Origin of the sequence: Bacillus sp. ATD, from assembly GCF_050585765.1 — a bacterium.
Lineage (GTDB): Bacteria > Bacillota > Bacilli > Bacillales > Bacillaceae > Bacillus > Bacillus stercoris.
In genome coordinates this window covers 457,962-471,938 of sequence record NZ_JBOBQH010000002.1, presented here as the reverse complement: position 1 = coordinate 471,938, position 13,977 = coordinate 457,962, and the positions used below count along the sequence as shown (strand labels likewise).

The following is a 13,977-nucleotide window of genomic DNA, read 5'->3' as shown; positions in this document are numbered from 1 at the left end:
CTGACGAACAAGATCGTCAGCTTTTCCTATTACATCATATGCGGTTCAACAGGCAAGACCTTTTTGACCTCATCAATGATGCGTTCATTTTCTCCGCCAGCGTAAATGTGAATCGAGCCGCTGTCTTGATTCGAGCGAATCAGACGCCCGATGCCCTGCCGTACGCGTAACAACATATATGGCAGATCCACTTCTTCGAACGGATCTTTTTTCGCTCCGTTGCGTTTCGCAGTAAATACAGGGTCATGAGGCGGGAATGGCAATGACCAAATTGTAACATTCCTCAATGCGTCACCAGGAATATCGAGTCCTTCCCATAAGTGAACCGAACAAAGTACTGTTTCCTCTTCCTCTTGGAATTTCTCCACTAAGCTGCTGATTTCTTCATCACCTTCAAAGAAAATCGGATACGGCAGCTCCCATGCAGCCGACAGCTCTTTAAACTCGTTTAATTCTTCAAAAGAAGGGAATAGCACAAGGGTTCTCCCTTTGTAACGTTTGATTGTTTCAATCGTCTCAGCCGCTTTTTGTTCAGCCGCCATGTCTGTTTTTGTGTATAGATTAACAGTCATTTGCTCGTCATAATCATAAGGGGAATCAACAGTTAATGACAAATAATCATGAATCCCGAGACTGTCGGCAATATAATCAAATGAACCGCCTTCTGACAACGTAGCAGACGAGAAGATATAAGGGATTTTCTTAGAAAACACCTTTTCGCCAAGTACTTCTGCTACCGTTCTCGGCATCACGACAAAAGTGGATTCTGCTTCCTTTTTCTCCAGCCAGCTGATCGCGTCCTTTTGATATAGAGATAATGAATACGCCATTTGTTCAACATACTCTTCTACAACTGACAGCTCGTATTGATCAATCGTGTACATTTCAGACTCGAATACAAGTGCCTCACCGATTTTATCAAGTAAACGGCAAAGCTCGTCCGCCGCCTTTTTGACACGCTGGTCATTTTTTATTTCTAAACGGTGTGAACCGGCTACTTCTTTTGATTCTTCAGAAAGAACATAGAAAAATTCGTCGTTTGCAGCAAGTGCATCTTCAATCAATTCTGCAAACTCTTCTCTGATGTCATTTTGCAGCAAACGTTCTAAAAACAATTCAAGTGTAGACTGCTTCACTCTGTAGGTAAGCGCTTTTTGTGCAGCAAACTCTAGCAAATGCCCTTCATCAAATACAACTGCACTATGATCAGGCAAAAGCGGCAGCTGGCCTTCTCGTTTGCGTGATTCTTCCGTCCATACATGCTCCATATAAAAATCATGAGAACATATGATTAAGTCCGTTGACTTGCGGTAGTAATCTCTGGAAAGCGTCAGGCCGCATCTGTGTCTCATATCACAAGTCAGACAGTCCTGAAACGAGTCGTAGCTTACGTCAGACCATTCTTCATTTGATAGATTTGCGTACTGCTTACGGTCGCCATACGGATAAAAGCGCTGCATCGCCTGTGACTCATGGACAAATGACGGCAACGACTCATAAAGATCCAGCCATTTATCATCATCAGAACGCTGCATTGTTTTTTCAAGCTTCTTCAAGCATAAATATTGCTCATGTGATTTTGACAGCCTTGTATCAATTTTCAGATCAAGATGCTCAGCCAGCTTTGAAATATCGCCCTCTTTTTTCACCAGCTGTTCGATTAATGTTTCATCGGCACAAGCAATGATGGCCGGTTTGCCGACATACCTTGCATAGCTGATCGCAAACAGAAGATAAACCAGCGTTTTCCCCGTTCCCACTCCAGCTTCGGCGAACATGACTTTTTTCTCTTTAAACGCCCGCTCCAGCTGAAAAGCCATAAATACTTGTTCATCCCGAAGATCAAACCCTTTTTCGGGAAGGATATCGTAAAACACGTCACCAATCCAATTGTTCAATTCTTCATAAAAATTCTTTGTTTTCGTTAAAGAAAAAGGCAAACGTGATGTTGTCACCTAGTTCCAACCCCCAACTATTCGACATTCAGACCACCAATAATATCATTTTCCGCTTATGAATACAATAAAAAAACTTGGCATTGCCAAGTTTTTTGCAGTTTACTTGCGATTGATCACATGCGACGATAAAAAAGGATGGTCTGTTGAATAAATATGTTCTACCGCTTTTTCTAAATCATTTTGCGCATGCGACATCACAGACGGAGACGAATCAGTCCCGAGCTCCTTCAGCTCGTTTGCTGTTGCGTCAAGCGCCCTTTGAATAAGATTAAAATGTTCGCTGTTCAGCATGAGATCACCTCTGATAGAAATAATCATCATTGTATGCGAACTTTTCATTTTATATACATGCTTTACCGCATGTTATCCCCGAAACTTGCACAAACTACACTTGATATTCCGTCTTTGGATTATCCGTCTTATCAACAATATTCTATCAGGGGAGTGATGTTGACATGAGTTATAGAAACCGATTAGATCAGCATTCTGAACTGTTTCATCACAATTGGACGCGGCCTAAACGTTCTAAGTCTCAAGTAAACGGTCACACTGAAATGTCCCAAACCAACATTATATTGAGAAGCAATGCGAAAGCTCACCGTTGGTAACGATAGAATATGGCTGAAAGATGAAAGAAGACGCATGCAGAGCGTCTTCTTTTTATTCGTTTTCTGTTTTCTTGCGCTGCGGTCTTACTTTTGACCAATATTGATAATAATCCGTTTTAATAAACCCGTTAAAGAGCTTGCGTTTCTTCGTTGCTTTTCTTCCATATGCTTCCTCAAAGTTTTCATTTGATGTCAGCATATACACAGACCAAGTATCAAGCGGCTCGAACGCCTGCCCCATTTCTTTGTACATCTGTTCAACAGCTTTTTTCTCGCCGAGACGCTCTCCATATGGCGGATTGCCGACAATTACGCCAAACTCCAGATTCGTTGTGAAGTCTTTGACCTGCATCTGCTTAAATTGGATGAAATCTCCCAGTCCTGCTTCCTCTGCATTTTCTTTAGCGATTTGAACCATGCGGTGGTCTATATCGCTTGCGAAAATCGTAAGCGGCTGGTCATAGTTTGCCTTTTCTTCGACTTCAAGCCGCGCTTTGTCCCACAGGTCTTTGCCGATCCATTCCCAATCCTCTGAGACAAAATCGCGGTTGAATCCCGGAGCGATGTTTTGGCCGATTAATGCCGCTTCAATCGCGATTGTTCCGGAACCGCAGAAAGGATCGGCAAACGGACGGTCCGGCGTCCAATTGGTTAATTGCACCAAAGCGGCTGCAAGTGTTTCTTTAATCGGCGCACCGCCCTGATCGACACGGTATCCTCGTTTGTGAAGGCCTGTCCCTGATGAGTCCAGTGTAATAAGAGCCTGATCTTTCAATAAAGAAATTTCCACTTTATACTCGGCACCTGTTTCTTCAATCCAATCATTGGCTTTGCCGGACTGCAGCTTTAGCTTTTCTACAATTGCTTTTTTGACAATCCGCTGACAGTCGGGAACGCTTGCGAGTGTTGATTTTACCGATTTTCCGATGACAGGGAATTTCCCGTTTTCAGGTATAAATGAGCGCCAGTTAATCGCTTTCGTTTTTTCAAACAGTTCATCAAATGTTTTCGCTTTAAAAGAAGCAACCTGAACCTTTATGCGGTCGGCTGTTCTAAGCCAAAGGTTTGCACGGCAGATCGCGAGCGCATCACCTTCAAAAATAACTTTCCCGTTATCAACCTTGCATTCGTATCCTAAATCTCGTACTTCCTTTGCGACAACAGCTTCAATACCCATCGGTGCCGTTGCAATTAGTGTATACTTCTTCATCGTATCACCCTGTCTTTTAAAACTTTTCTCATTTCAAGATAAAAGCTCTCCTTATACGGGAGAGCTTGTTTTCATCATTTTAAATGTAAGTGGTCTAACGTTCTGTAAGCCATGTTTTGTTCCGTCGTACTGCATACGGCTTATCACCTCGTACTCAGGCGGCAATCATCTATCTACAGAAAGCATTCTGTCCTTCTCTCCGTTGAATTCCGTTAAGAAGGTTCCCCTACCAAAATTTGGGTTTCTCGCTCGAGGGGTTTACCGCGTTCCACTCTCACCATTTCTAGTGAGACTTCGTCACTGTGGCACTTTCAAGGATACTCAGCCATATCCAGAGGACGTAGGCTTTTTTCCTGCCGTCAGCCCCTAAAAGGCTGCCCTAGCTTATGACTTCGCTAGGCACGAACACTACGGGCATCTCAGCACCGTGCGAGCATGGACTTTCCTCTACAGATTCAAGATCTGCAGCGATTACCCGAACGTTAAGAACATGAATTATTATATAACAACTGATTACAATTTACAAGCGCCATTTTTTTCAAGCGCGATCAATCATAAAGCTTGCTGCCAAAAACGTGTTTTTCTAAGTTAGACAGCCGTTTTAAAATATCAAAATTTGTTGTGTTAGATTGCACAGGCTGTTTCTTGCTAGCTTCTTCAAGCTGCTTTTTCAGCTGCAGATTTTCCTGCTGCAGTTCTTCAATCTCTTGATGGAAGGTTTCATAATCCTTAATAATCATATCTAAAAATTTGTCAACGTCTTCTTGCTTGTAGCCTCTAACGCCTGTTTTAAATTCTTTTTCCAAAATTTCTTTCGCAGAAAGCTTTACTTTATCAGCAAGCATCTTTTTCACCTCGTATCGTGAATCATCACATATATTTTTTCAGAAATCTGTACGGTTGTCAAATTTCTCTCTCTTTGTTAGTAGCTGTCTTCCTCCACTGTCACTCTCAAGTCATCCATCGTGATAAAATAGATGGGATACCCGTCCCGTTCGCGTCTCTTTTCAGCCGCCTCAAGCATATACTTTGGAGATCCTTCCTTTTCAGGATCATATAACAGCATTAAGGCGTCTGATTTTTCTATAAAAAACTGATTTTTTTGTTTAAACTGAAGCGGGCTTTCATACGGCCTGTGAGTCAGGCTTTCTTCGTAGTCAGCCTGTGCCAGGACAGCTTCGTAGAGCTCTTTATTAGGCTCTTTCCAGTTCTTGTCCTGATCGTAGAAAGGGGTAATTACAGCTACCTTTAAATCAGGGTATTCCTCCTGCAAATCATATGCAGCTTCAGCAGCCCACAGCTCCGCTCCAAGCTGTCCCGAAATTAAAATCCATTCTAAGCCCTCATCTAAAAATCCGATCAGCCGGTTTTTGATCGCTTTTTTTATGTAATACAGCGCCTTATCATCCTTCTTAAAAATCCCCAATTCAAACGGTTTATATCCCGTAATAGCCAATACTTTCATGTTTTCACCTGCTTTTAAAAAATGGGGTCCCCTTCAGGGCCCCATTTTTAATGTTGCGTGTTACACCAATCAGTCTGCACGATTCAATACTAATCGCAGCAAGGTTTTCCTGCCTGAAAATGCTGATGTGTTGTCGGATCATAGCTAGAGTATGTGTGTGGATAGTAGTGAACATGCTCAAAATGATGGTGATTTACATTTGTCGTATGCTGTGGATGAATATGCGGCACGACAGTATTGGAAAACGTATGGTGCTCACAGCAATGCGTAGGATGGACAATCGGCGCCATCACGTGCGGTCTGCAGTGGTACATAATAAGATCCCCTTTCCATAACTTTATTACAATATTAGGTTATGAAACATAAGGGGTACATGTTCTAATACAAAAACCTATTTTAAAAGTGTGCAATTAAGCTGTCTTTAAAGTTTGAAAACACAAAAGCAATCAAAAATACCACAACAAAGAACAAGTAAAAAACACCCTTATACATACCAACTCTCCCTTTAAAAATAACTAACGTCATTTTACAGGATTCGCCGCTATTCTACAACAAAATCACTGTGAATTCAGCAAAAAAAATTCATAGCGAAACAAGTCGTCTTTTGCGCTTTCCCGGGGAATATTTAAGAGGAATATTTCCTCTTCAGCCGGGCGATTCTCATATGCAGTTTTTCTGTTTCTTTTTCTGATAAAAATGCCGCATCGCTAAGCAGTTGTTCTGCTATCTGCAATGCTTTTCCAAATTCTTTTTTCTTATGCTCAAAATATTTCGCGAGCTCTATTGCAGCAGCGTATCTGCACTTCTGATTTTGCGAGCGGGACAGTTTTTCCCAAAGCGGCACTGCTTCTTCCAAGCGGTTTTGTTTTTTGTACAGGAGCGATAAATCCAGTCGTGCACTGTCCTGATCCTCAAACGTTTTTTCTATAAGCCTTTCCAGCTGTTTGATCGCTTGATCCGTCTCTTTATGAGCCATAAACCATTTGGCCATGGCATAAGCTTCACTGTGTTCTTTTGGCGCATGTGATTCTGAAAGGATTTTTTTAGACATATGAATATACAATGAAATAAGCGATAGCACATCCATTTCATTATGCTGCAGGACACCTTTTAGAAGATCCGGCTCTTGCGCCTTGATAAAATGAAAATAAAGCATCGGCGCCAAGTAGCCCGGTGTGTCTTCTAGTCTGCGGATGCCGAGCTCTTCTTTTTCAACCGTGCCAAGGGATACACGGTCCATTTTGTGTTTCCACAGGCGTCTAGCTCCATGTAAAAGGTCAAAGTGGCCGAATTCCGGAAGCTTCGGAAGTCTGTCACGGATCAAGGTATGCCTTGTTTTCACCTGAGGCCAATCAAAGGCTTTGCCGTTGTAGGTCACAAGTGATGTAATGTCAACCTCGCTTAAAAAGCTTTGGTACAAGGCGACTTCATTCCCCGGCTTAGGCAAAAGATGCTGTTTGACTGTCACTCGGTCTTCATACACTCTCGCATGGCCAAGCAAAAAAATGGTATTCCCAGCTCCGCCTCCAAGACCGGTTGTTTCTGTATCAAAGAAAAAGAGATTGTTTTTGTTATACCCTTTTGCTGACAACGTATGCGACAGGCCGCTTTGATTCCACAATGTGATCACTTCCTCAAGTTCAGAAAAATGGTATAACCCATGCCGGTGAGAAAGCGGATATTCTACTTCTCTGATAAGGCAGTATTCATCTTCGAAAAAGAAAGGCTTCATGCCAAAAGCCTCCCACTCTTCTAAAAACGGGATGTCATCAAAGTGGTTTTCTTGTTTGCCTGCTTCTATTTTTTGTTCCCCTTCGTCGAGCACCATGTGCTTTTTCATACGCTGGAGTTTCCCTTTTAATGACATATCCAACCTCCCTCCTTACGACATCTGATCCAACATGCGCAAAATTCTTTCTTTTGCTTTTACCCCTTCTATTTCGGTACCTATACAAGACGGACAGCCGTCAACACAAGGACAATATGTAATCAGCTGTTTCGCCGCTTCATTAATGTCTGAAAAACGTTTAAAGACTTCCTCCGCCAAACCGATACCGCCCGGATAATGATCGTATAAAAATATGGTTGGCAATCCGGTATGGGCTGCTTTAATTTGAGAAACGACATGAACATCATTTCGATCACACATGATATATACAGGGACAATATGCTGAAGCACATTCGTGATGCCAAGAAGCAGCTGTTCCAGTGTCTTTTCCCCGATGTCTTCGTCCGCTGTTTTGATTTCGAGCCAAGCTGCGCTTGTATGCAGTTCTTCTTCCGGCAAATGAATAGGTCCAGACCCAATATTTTCAAACGTAGTCATTTTTATTTTTTTAAAAATAGTCGGCAAAGCATTGACAGTGACATCTCCGTAGTGCAATGATGTACGGCTTTTTTCTTTCGTTTGATCGATTTCTAACACCTTCAGCTGAACTGCTAGGTTTGCATCTGTATAATATTCGACATCAACTTTTCTGACATAAGCCTTTTTATGGTCCCAATCGAGCTTCTCTACTTGATACTGAACGCCTTCATGCAAATAAATGGCTTCATCATGTAAAAGCGTCATCGCACTAAAACGGTCCATTTCACCGATAATCCTGACATTTGCAATATCCGACTGATCAACTATGACGACATTTTCCTGTGATGCGGAACGCAAACTGATGTTTGAAGCAGGGAACGACTCACTTGCCCAATGATACCGTTCGCCGTTGCGGTGAAGAACGGCCTCTTCCTGAAGATACTCAAGAATATCACTTACATCCATGGGCCCAAATTCTTCATCAGCTCTAAATGGAAGCTCATAAGCAGCACACTTTAAGTGGTCTACTAAAATAATCAAATTCTCCGGATTGATTCTTGCAGATTCCGGCGAACGATTAAAGAAGTATTCAGGATGCCGTACAATATACTGGTCGATCGGCGTCGAATTGGCTACCATGATAATTAAAGATTCACCGTGTCTTCTGCCGGCTCGTCCCGCCTGCTGCCAAGCACTTGCGACACTTCCGGGATAACCCGTCATCACGCACACCTGCAGCTGGCCGATATCAACACCAAGCTCTAAGGCATTTGTACTGACCACTCCTAAAATGTCGCCTTCTCTCAAGCCTCTTTCGATTTCTCTTCGCTCTTTAGGCAGATAGCCTCCCCGATAGCCTCTGATTGATTTTGTTCCAATTTCTTTTTTCACGAGCTCCTGAATATGGCTTAAAATAATTTCCACCCGGACTCTGCTTCTGGCAAAAACAATGGTCTGCACTTTGTTTTTAAGAAACTCTTTCGCCAGTTCATTCACTTCTGCAGTTGCGCTCTTTCTAATATTCAGCGGTTTGTTTACAATTGGCGGATTATAAAATACGAAATGCTTGCGTCCGCTCGGGGCACCGTTGTCATCGACCAGCCGCATCGGTTTGCCTGTCAGCTGCTCTCCCAATTCCTTCGGGTTGGCAATCGTTGCAGAAGTGCAAATAAAAACCGGATCACTTCCATAAAATCGGCAGATCCGCTTCAGCCGACGGATCACATTTGCCACATGGCTGCCGAACACCCCCCGATACGTATGAAGCTCATCAATGACGATATACTTAAGGTTTTCAAACAAACTGACCCATTTCGTATGATGCGGAAGAATGGCAGAATGCAGCATATCGGGATTTGTAATGACAATGTGACCTGCTTTTCTCACCTTTTGCCTGATTGCCGGAGACGTATCCCCGTCATATGTAAAGCTTTTAATGTCAATTCCCATTTCATCGATGATTTCATTTAGCTCGCTCTTTTGGTCTTGTGCCAGCGCTTTAGTCGGAAATAAATATAACGCCCGGTTTGTTTCATCTTGGGCGATGGACTGCAGGACTGGGAGGTTGTAGCATAACGTTTTTCCTGACGCGGTTGGCGTAACGGTAACAATGCTTTCTCCTTTTTGCACATATTGAAAAGCGGAATATTGGTGGGTATATAGTTCATCAATGCCCCTTTTCGAAAGGGCAGCTTTGATTCTCTCATCTATACTTTCAGGCATGGGCCTTGTTTTTGCTTCACGAGGCTCAATTTCATGCCAATTCACAACGTTTTCATTTCCTTTCAAATCAGAAATGAGTTCAGTCAGTGATTTCTTTTTCATTCTTTACACCTCTTTGTCAAGTACAGTTTACCGAATATTTGTTTGCATGGCTAGGTGCAAATTTTATACAGTTGAATAAAAAAAGCAAGGCATACGCCCTGCTTATTTCGCTTTGATTGTAAGGAGCTTTGATTCGCCTTTACGGGCAGCCTTTTCGCCTGCCGGCACAATTGATCCTACAGCCTCACCATTCATTATAACGATCGGGATGACGGTGCTGCTCGCTTTTTCTTTTATTAATTCCAAATCACATGTAATCAGCGGGTCACCGACCTTCACTTTATCCCCTTCTTTAATGTGGGCAGTAAATCCTTCTCCGTTCATATTAACTGTTTCCAGCCCGACATGAATTAACAGTTCAATTCCCAAGCGAGTCCGAATGCCAACAGCGTGTTTGGTGTGGAAAATCTGAATGACTTCACCTTCAGCGGGAGAAACGATTTCACCGTTAGAAGGCTCCACCGCTATTCCTTCTCCCATCATTTTCTGTGAAAAAACTGGATCCGGCACATCTGACAGGTCCATTACTGTACCGTCTGCCGGAGAATAAATAACCTCTTCTGTCACTTTTTCTTGAGTTTTGCCCATTCCGAATAATTTTTTCAGCAATGTGTTTTCTCCCTTCTCATTCACTTCAACCGTTATCCCTTCATTCACCACTATTTAACCACACTTTCAATTTTGCTTCAATTTATAACAACATCTGGCATAGACGCATAATCTGGTTAAAAAAAGGCGGTGGCTGAAGTGGAATTCTATGATGACAAAAAGAACGAACTGCAAAAGAAAGAGGAAATCATAACGGAGGCAATAGACACTCTTTTTCAATCCTCAGCATTCGGCAACCTTATAAACGGATTTCAGAACCTGATCAATTCGAGTTTAAAGGATGTGCAGACGACCATACATGTCAGAGAAAGAGATACTGGGCTTTATGTCGATATTACCATTCCGGCGACGTTTCGAGATGGCGAAATCGTCGTTGATGTCAAATCGAGGTATCTCCATGTCACACTCCAAGAAAAACAGAAACACCAATATGAAGCTACTTTTACAAGCATGACAAGAACGGTGCAGCTTCCTTATGAAGTTCGCCAAGAAGAGATGGAAACATCTTGGAACGAGCAGACAATGACACTATTCTTTCCAAAAAATAAGCATGAATGAATGATTCATTCATGCTTCTATCATTTAAAAAAGCTGGTAAATCCCTTTATTAAAGATCCGACCTGATTCATTGCACTCATCACTTGACCTGTCGTATCCATCATTTTATTAAAATCAAATTGCCCATTGGCTTTTTTGAACTGCGACATAATGCTTTGAAATTGCGAAGGCTGCTGTTGATTAGGCCTTGGAATAGGATAAGGGTTGGAAAATACAGGCGGCTGCATAGGCATAGGCTGGATCGGAGCATAGGGCTGATAGTAATCCTGTCCATAATGCTGCTGAGGCAGATGTTGCTCCAAATAACCGGGTGCAGCCTGCTGATAATATCCTTGCATTTGCTGAGGATCATAATAGCCCATTTGCCGAGGATAGCTTCGAGAGCTCCTGTTCATTGCGATTCCCCCTAAACTCAACATATTTCTCTTCTATATATGTATGAATGACTTCTATTGTTTGTGTCACGAGTAAAGATTAGTGTTTGTCAAATTGTGTCGAAAGTTTAAATTTTTTAAAAACAGAAAAAAGTCGAATCATTATGGTACCATATTTTCAATACAGATGAGAGGGGATGCACCATAATGAACGTATCATACTTAAGCAAACGTTTTGCAGAAATGAAGAAATATGAAACAGACTGTATGAATAAACTGATGGACTTTGCCAAGTTCCTCTATATTCAAGGACATCTCAGCATAACTGAGTTTCGTAACAGTATGAAGGTTCTCGAAGCAAATGGAGCAGAAAGCCCGGCATATGAGATGAATTAACGTCCGGCCCCCTATAACGAATTTAAAAGAAGACAGCCTTTACCGGCTGTCTTCTCTTGCAATTTCATCCTTTACTGCATGCAATGTATAAAGGACTGACTCAGTGATGTCCTTGAATCGTTTTTTATGAATATGATGAACATATGATTGAAGGACCAATTCCAGGAAATTATCTTTTGCGGTCTCAATTTGCTCTTTATGCACATATTTAGGGCGACGGGCTTTTATCAATTCAAGAGCACCCTCCGCCCAGCGAGCCGCCAGCTCATCATTCTCTTCAACTGCAGGCTTTATCGTCTCAAAAAAATCATAAGAATGATTACTGCTTTTTCCTTCCTGATACCGATCAGCGCCTTTTTCAGCAACTTCAATCATTTTCTCGGTCATTTCCAGCAATGTTTGTGATAGCAATACCTTTCACCTCAATGCCTATCGTACCAAATTTCACTCGTAAATTCAGCCGATGCGGTATACCTTCTCAAACGCATACCTGTGTTCAGGCGATTGATACAGCTCATTTATACAAATATGAAGATCTATGATTTCTTCTTCCAGCACACTCAGGCGATCGTTTTCCGCTTCCCGCATCTCAGCCTCTAATGCATTTACAGAATGATTCAGGCTTTGCTCAGCTCGCGTTAATTCATCTTCTATATCAGAAAGCATACGGAGAATATCTGTCTTGCTTACATAACCGGACATTCGTGTACCTCCCTTTCCTCGTCTCTCCGGTTAACATTCTTTGCTCCCCAGGCTCTTTCCTTCTTCATGACAAAACTAGAAGCAAATCGCCAAACAAACAGGTATTCCACGAAAAGCTGAAGTTTTCGACAAAAACACCTGCAAAAATTGTATGATCCTCCTCCTTAATGCAAACGATACTTGTGAGGAGGTGCCGTATGAAAACTAGACCGAAAAAAGCCGGCCAACAAAAAAAGACTGAATCAAAAGCAATCGATTCTTTAGATAAAAAATTAGGCGGCCCGAACCGCCCTTCTACGTAAGAAGCAAGGAATTTCCTTGCTTCTTTATTTTTTCAGCCAATGTTCCACCGCAAAAAGCGCATGAAGCTGGCGCTTTTTATGTAAATACCAGTCTGTCAATTCAATCTGCTTCGGCAATTCCTCGCGCGTAAAGAACGTTTTCTTTATCTTTCCATGAAACCAATCTGTTTTCGTTCCGTCTAATGAGTGGATTACCTCAGGGTAGCATGTCCTTAGCATAGGAGATGTTCTCTTTGTAATCCCGATCATCTTTTCCATATCAAAACGGGAACCTGTGTGCGGCACTGTGTGCAAAAAGTGATAAAAAGCGGAAAACAATTCTGGCTTGAACAGCAATTCAGACAACTGCTTTCCCAGCCTTATCCTTTCCTCCGCCTTTGAAAAGCGTTTCACTGAAATGCCGTAAAGAAACCCGTCTGAGGAAGGAAAAATAACGGTGTTAAAATGAAACCAGTCACTTAAATAAAAAGGAATCGTGTCAAAAACATTCTTTTTAAACGAAGGATTTTGTATAATAGGTGTTTGGATAGTGTTTTGTTCATTTATAATGAGGGCATACATTAGCCGCTCTGTGTTTCGCTCATGCCAAAAACGGGCCCATTCTTCCGACATAAATTGTGAGACGCCAAACACATGCAGAAGATGAAACAGCGGTTTCCCGACTTTTTTTGACCAGTGGTACAAAAGAAGCTGCGGATAGGCATCCGAAAAAATAAGCCAGTTCGCTCTTTCGTAGGCTAAAAAGAACCATTTTTGCTGTCTCTCACGGAGTCCAAGCTGAAACAGACTGCCTTTTAAGTCAGTCATTGACCAGCCGGCATTACGAGAAACGAAAGAAGCCAAGAGTGACCATTTGATTTCCGGATGACGGTCATAAAATGCTTTATATGCATTTGTTCTTGAAATGTTATCTGCGTTTTTTGTTTTTGTTTGCCGCTCAATCCGGCTCAGAAGCTTTCTGATGGTCTGTTGTTCTTGCACGTTCATTCACTTCCGTCATGAATAGTTTAATAAGGAGGATGAGAAAGTGATTCGGTATCCTAATGGAAAAACATTTCAGCCGAAACATTCGGTTTCATCCCAAAGCAGTCAGAAAAGGGCCCCGTCATACAGTAATCGCGGAATGACCCTCGAAGATGACTTAAACGAAACGAATAAGTATTATCTGACAAACCAAATTGCCGTTATACACAAAAAGCCGACACCTGTTCAAATTGTAAATGTCCATTATCCAAAAAGAAGTGCCGCAGTGATTAAAGAAGCTTATTTTAAACAATCATCGACAACAGACTACAATGGGATTTACAAAGGACGGTATATTGATTTTGAGGCGAAAGAAACGAAAAACAAGACCTCTTTCCCCCTGCAGAATTTCCATGACCATCAAATCGAACATATGAAGCAGGTAAAGGCTCAAGACGGTATTTGTTTTGTTATTATATCCGCTTTCGACCAGGTTTATTTTTTGGAAGCCGATAAGCTGTTTTATTTCTGGGACAGAAAAGAAAAAAACGGCAGAAAATCAATTCGAAAAGATGAGTTGGAAGAAGCGGCTTATCCGATTTCTCTTGGATACGCACCTAGAATTGATTATATTAGTATTATTGAACAGCTTTATTTTTCGCCATCATCTGGTGCGAAAGGTTGATTAACGAAAGGTTGA

General features: G+C 42.0%; 19 protein-coding genes and 1 other RNA gene. 5 read left to right on the top strand and 15 right to left on the bottom strand.

What is annotated here, in order from left to right; translation table 11 throughout:
* Positions 1–29: 29 nt before the first annotated feature.
* Positions 30–1,955 carry an ATP-dependent DNA helicase gene (locus ACQXR1_RS07050; protein WP_304592573.1) on the bottom strand — a complete coding sequence of 642 codons (1,926 nt, stop codon included), beginning with the start codon at positions 1,953–1,955 and terminating at the stop codon, positions 30–32.
* Between the two features lie 102 nt (positions 1,956–2,057).
* On the bottom strand, positions 2,058–2,249 hold the full coding sequence (locus ACQXR1_RS07045) for a hypothetical protein (protein ID WP_014664362.1): 192 nt from the start codon (positions 2,247–2,249) through the stop codon (positions 2,058–2,060).
* Positions 2,250–2,413: 164 nt separating this feature from the next.
* Here ACQXR1_RS07045 and ACQXR1_RS07040 point away from each other — a divergent pair, with 164 nt between their 5' ends.
* The gene (locus ACQXR1_RS07040; protein ID WP_010327933.1) at positions 2,414–2,566 is read left to right on the top strand and encodes a YpzG family protein; all 153 of its coding nucleotides are present in this window, start codon (positions 2,414–2,416) and stop codon (positions 2,564–2,566) included.
* 52 nt (positions 2,567–2,618) lie between these two features.
* Here ACQXR1_RS07040 and ACQXR1_RS07035 read toward each other — a convergent pair whose 3' ends face one another.
* The 9 genes from ACQXR1_RS07035 to ACQXR1_RS06995 all read right to left on the bottom strand — a co-directional run bounded on the left by ACQXR1_RS07035 (position 2,619) and on the right by ACQXR1_RS06995 (position 9,982).
* Positions 2,619–3,776, bottom strand: coding sequence for a THUMP domain-containing class I SAM-dependent RNA methyltransferase (locus ACQXR1_RS07035; RefSeq protein WP_014664363.1), 1,158 nt, complete (start codon positions 3,774–3,776; stop codon positions 2,619–2,621).
* 100 nt (positions 3,777–3,876) lie between these two features.
* An RNA gene (gene rnpB, locus ACQXR1_RS07030) (RNase P RNA component class B) lies at positions 3,877–4,259 on the bottom strand.
* 65 nt (positions 4,260–4,324) lie between these two features.
* Positions 4,325–4,621, bottom strand: coding sequence for a cell division regulator GpsB (gene gpsB, locus ACQXR1_RS07025; RefSeq protein WP_003225629.1), 297 nt, complete (start codon positions 4,619–4,621; stop codon positions 4,325–4,327).
* Positions 4,622–4,698: 77 nt separating this feature from the next.
* Positions 4,699–5,241, bottom strand: coding sequence for a DUF1273 domain-containing protein (locus tag ACQXR1_RS07020; protein WP_430771897.1), 543 nt, complete (start codon positions 5,239–5,241; stop codon positions 4,699–4,701).
* An 89-nt stretch (positions 5,242–5,330) separates the two neighbouring features.
* On the bottom strand, positions 5,331–5,555 hold the full coding sequence (cotD, locus tag ACQXR1_RS07015) for a spore coat protein CotD (RefSeq protein WP_040082809.1): 225 nt from the start codon (positions 5,553–5,555) through the stop codon (positions 5,331–5,333).
* A gap of 82 nt (positions 5,556–5,637) precedes the next feature.
* The gene (locus tag ACQXR1_RS07010) at positions 5,638–5,766 is read right to left on the bottom strand and encodes a hypothetical protein (protein ID WP_003230707.1); all 129 of its coding nucleotides are present in this window, start codon (positions 5,764–5,766) and stop codon (positions 5,638–5,640) included.
* A gap of 100 nt (positions 5,767–5,866) precedes the next feature.
* The gene (gene mrfB / locus ACQXR1_RS07005) at positions 5,867–7,108 is read right to left on the bottom strand and encodes a metal-dependent exonucleaseMrfB (protein ID WP_430771896.1); all 1,242 of its coding nucleotides are present in this window, start codon (positions 7,106–7,108) and stop codon (positions 5,867–5,869) included.
* A gap of 15 nt (positions 7,109–7,123) precedes the next feature.
* Positions 7,124–9,373 carry an ATP-dependent helicase MrfA gene (gene mrfA, locus ACQXR1_RS07000; protein WP_430771895.1) on the bottom strand — a complete coding sequence of 750 codons (2,250 nt, stop codon included), beginning with the start codon at positions 9,371–9,373 and terminating at the stop codon, positions 7,124–7,126.
* A gap of 102 nt (positions 9,374–9,475) precedes the next feature.
* On the bottom strand, positions 9,476–9,982 hold the full coding sequence (locus ACQXR1_RS06995; protein WP_071578116.1) for a PTS sugar transporter subunit IIA: 507 nt from the start codon (positions 9,980–9,982) through the stop codon (positions 9,476–9,478).
* A 138-nt stretch (positions 9,983–10,120) separates the two neighbouring features.
* On the opposite strand from ACQXR1_RS06995, the gene ACQXR1_RS06990 reads away from it, so the two are divergent.
* Positions 10,121–10,540 (top strand): Hsp20/alpha crystallin family protein, encoded by a 420-nt coding sequence (locus ACQXR1_RS06990; RefSeq protein WP_148343696.1) that lies wholly within the window; start codon positions 10,121–10,123, stop codon positions 10,538–10,540.
* 20 nt (positions 10,541–10,560) lie between these two features.
* On the opposite strand, the gene ACQXR1_RS06985 is transcribed toward ACQXR1_RS06990, so the two are convergent.
* The gene (locus ACQXR1_RS06985) at positions 10,561–10,935 is read right to left on the bottom strand and encodes a YppG family protein (protein ID WP_430771894.1); all 375 of its coding nucleotides are present in this window, start codon (positions 10,933–10,935) and stop codon (positions 10,561–10,563) included.
* A gap of 186 nt (positions 10,936–11,121) precedes the next feature.
* Here ACQXR1_RS06985 and ACQXR1_RS06980 point away from each other — a divergent pair, with 186 nt between their 5' ends.
* Positions 11,122–11,310 (top strand): YppF family protein, encoded by a 189-nt coding sequence (locus ACQXR1_RS06980; protein WP_003230690.1) that lies wholly within the window; start codon positions 11,122–11,124, stop codon positions 11,308–11,310.
* 39 nt (positions 11,311–11,349) lie between these two features.
* Here ACQXR1_RS06980 and ACQXR1_RS06975 read toward each other — a convergent pair whose 3' ends face one another.
* Positions 11,350–11,721: a YppE family protein gene (locus tag ACQXR1_RS06975; RefSeq protein ID WP_014664371.1), complete on the bottom strand. Its 372-nt coding sequence runs from the start codon at positions 11,719–11,721 to the stop codon at positions 11,350–11,352.
* 45 nt (positions 11,722–11,766) lie between these two features.
* On the bottom strand, positions 11,767–12,012 hold the full coding sequence (locus tag ACQXR1_RS06970) for a DUF5446 family protein (protein WP_014664372.1): 246 nt from the start codon (positions 12,010–12,012) through the stop codon (positions 11,767–11,769).
* Between the two features lie 197 nt (positions 12,013–12,209).
* On the opposite strand from ACQXR1_RS06970, the gene sspM reads away from it, so the two are divergent.
* The gene (gene sspM / locus ACQXR1_RS06965) at positions 12,210–12,314 is read left to right on the top strand and encodes an acid-soluble spore protein SspM (protein ID WP_003225606.1); all 105 of its coding nucleotides are present in this window, start codon (positions 12,210–12,212) and stop codon (positions 12,312–12,314) included.
* Positions 12,315–12,338: 24 nt separating this feature from the next.
* Here the strand turns inward: sspM and ACQXR1_RS06960 are convergent, their stop codons facing one another.
* Positions 12,339–13,301: a DUF2515 domain-containing protein gene (locus tag ACQXR1_RS06960; protein ID WP_103032252.1), complete on the bottom strand. Its 963-nt coding sequence runs from the start codon at positions 13,299–13,301 to the stop codon at positions 12,339–12,341.
* A gap of 40 nt (positions 13,302–13,341) precedes the next feature.
* Here ACQXR1_RS06960 and recU point away from each other — a divergent pair, with 40 nt between their 5' ends.
* Complete coding sequence (gene recU, locus ACQXR1_RS06955) at positions 13,342–13,962, top strand: Holliday junction resolvase RecU (protein ID WP_014664374.1); 621 nt, start codon at positions 13,342–13,344, stop codon at positions 13,960–13,962.
* The last annotated feature ends 15 nt before the right edge of the window (positions 13,963–13,977 follow it).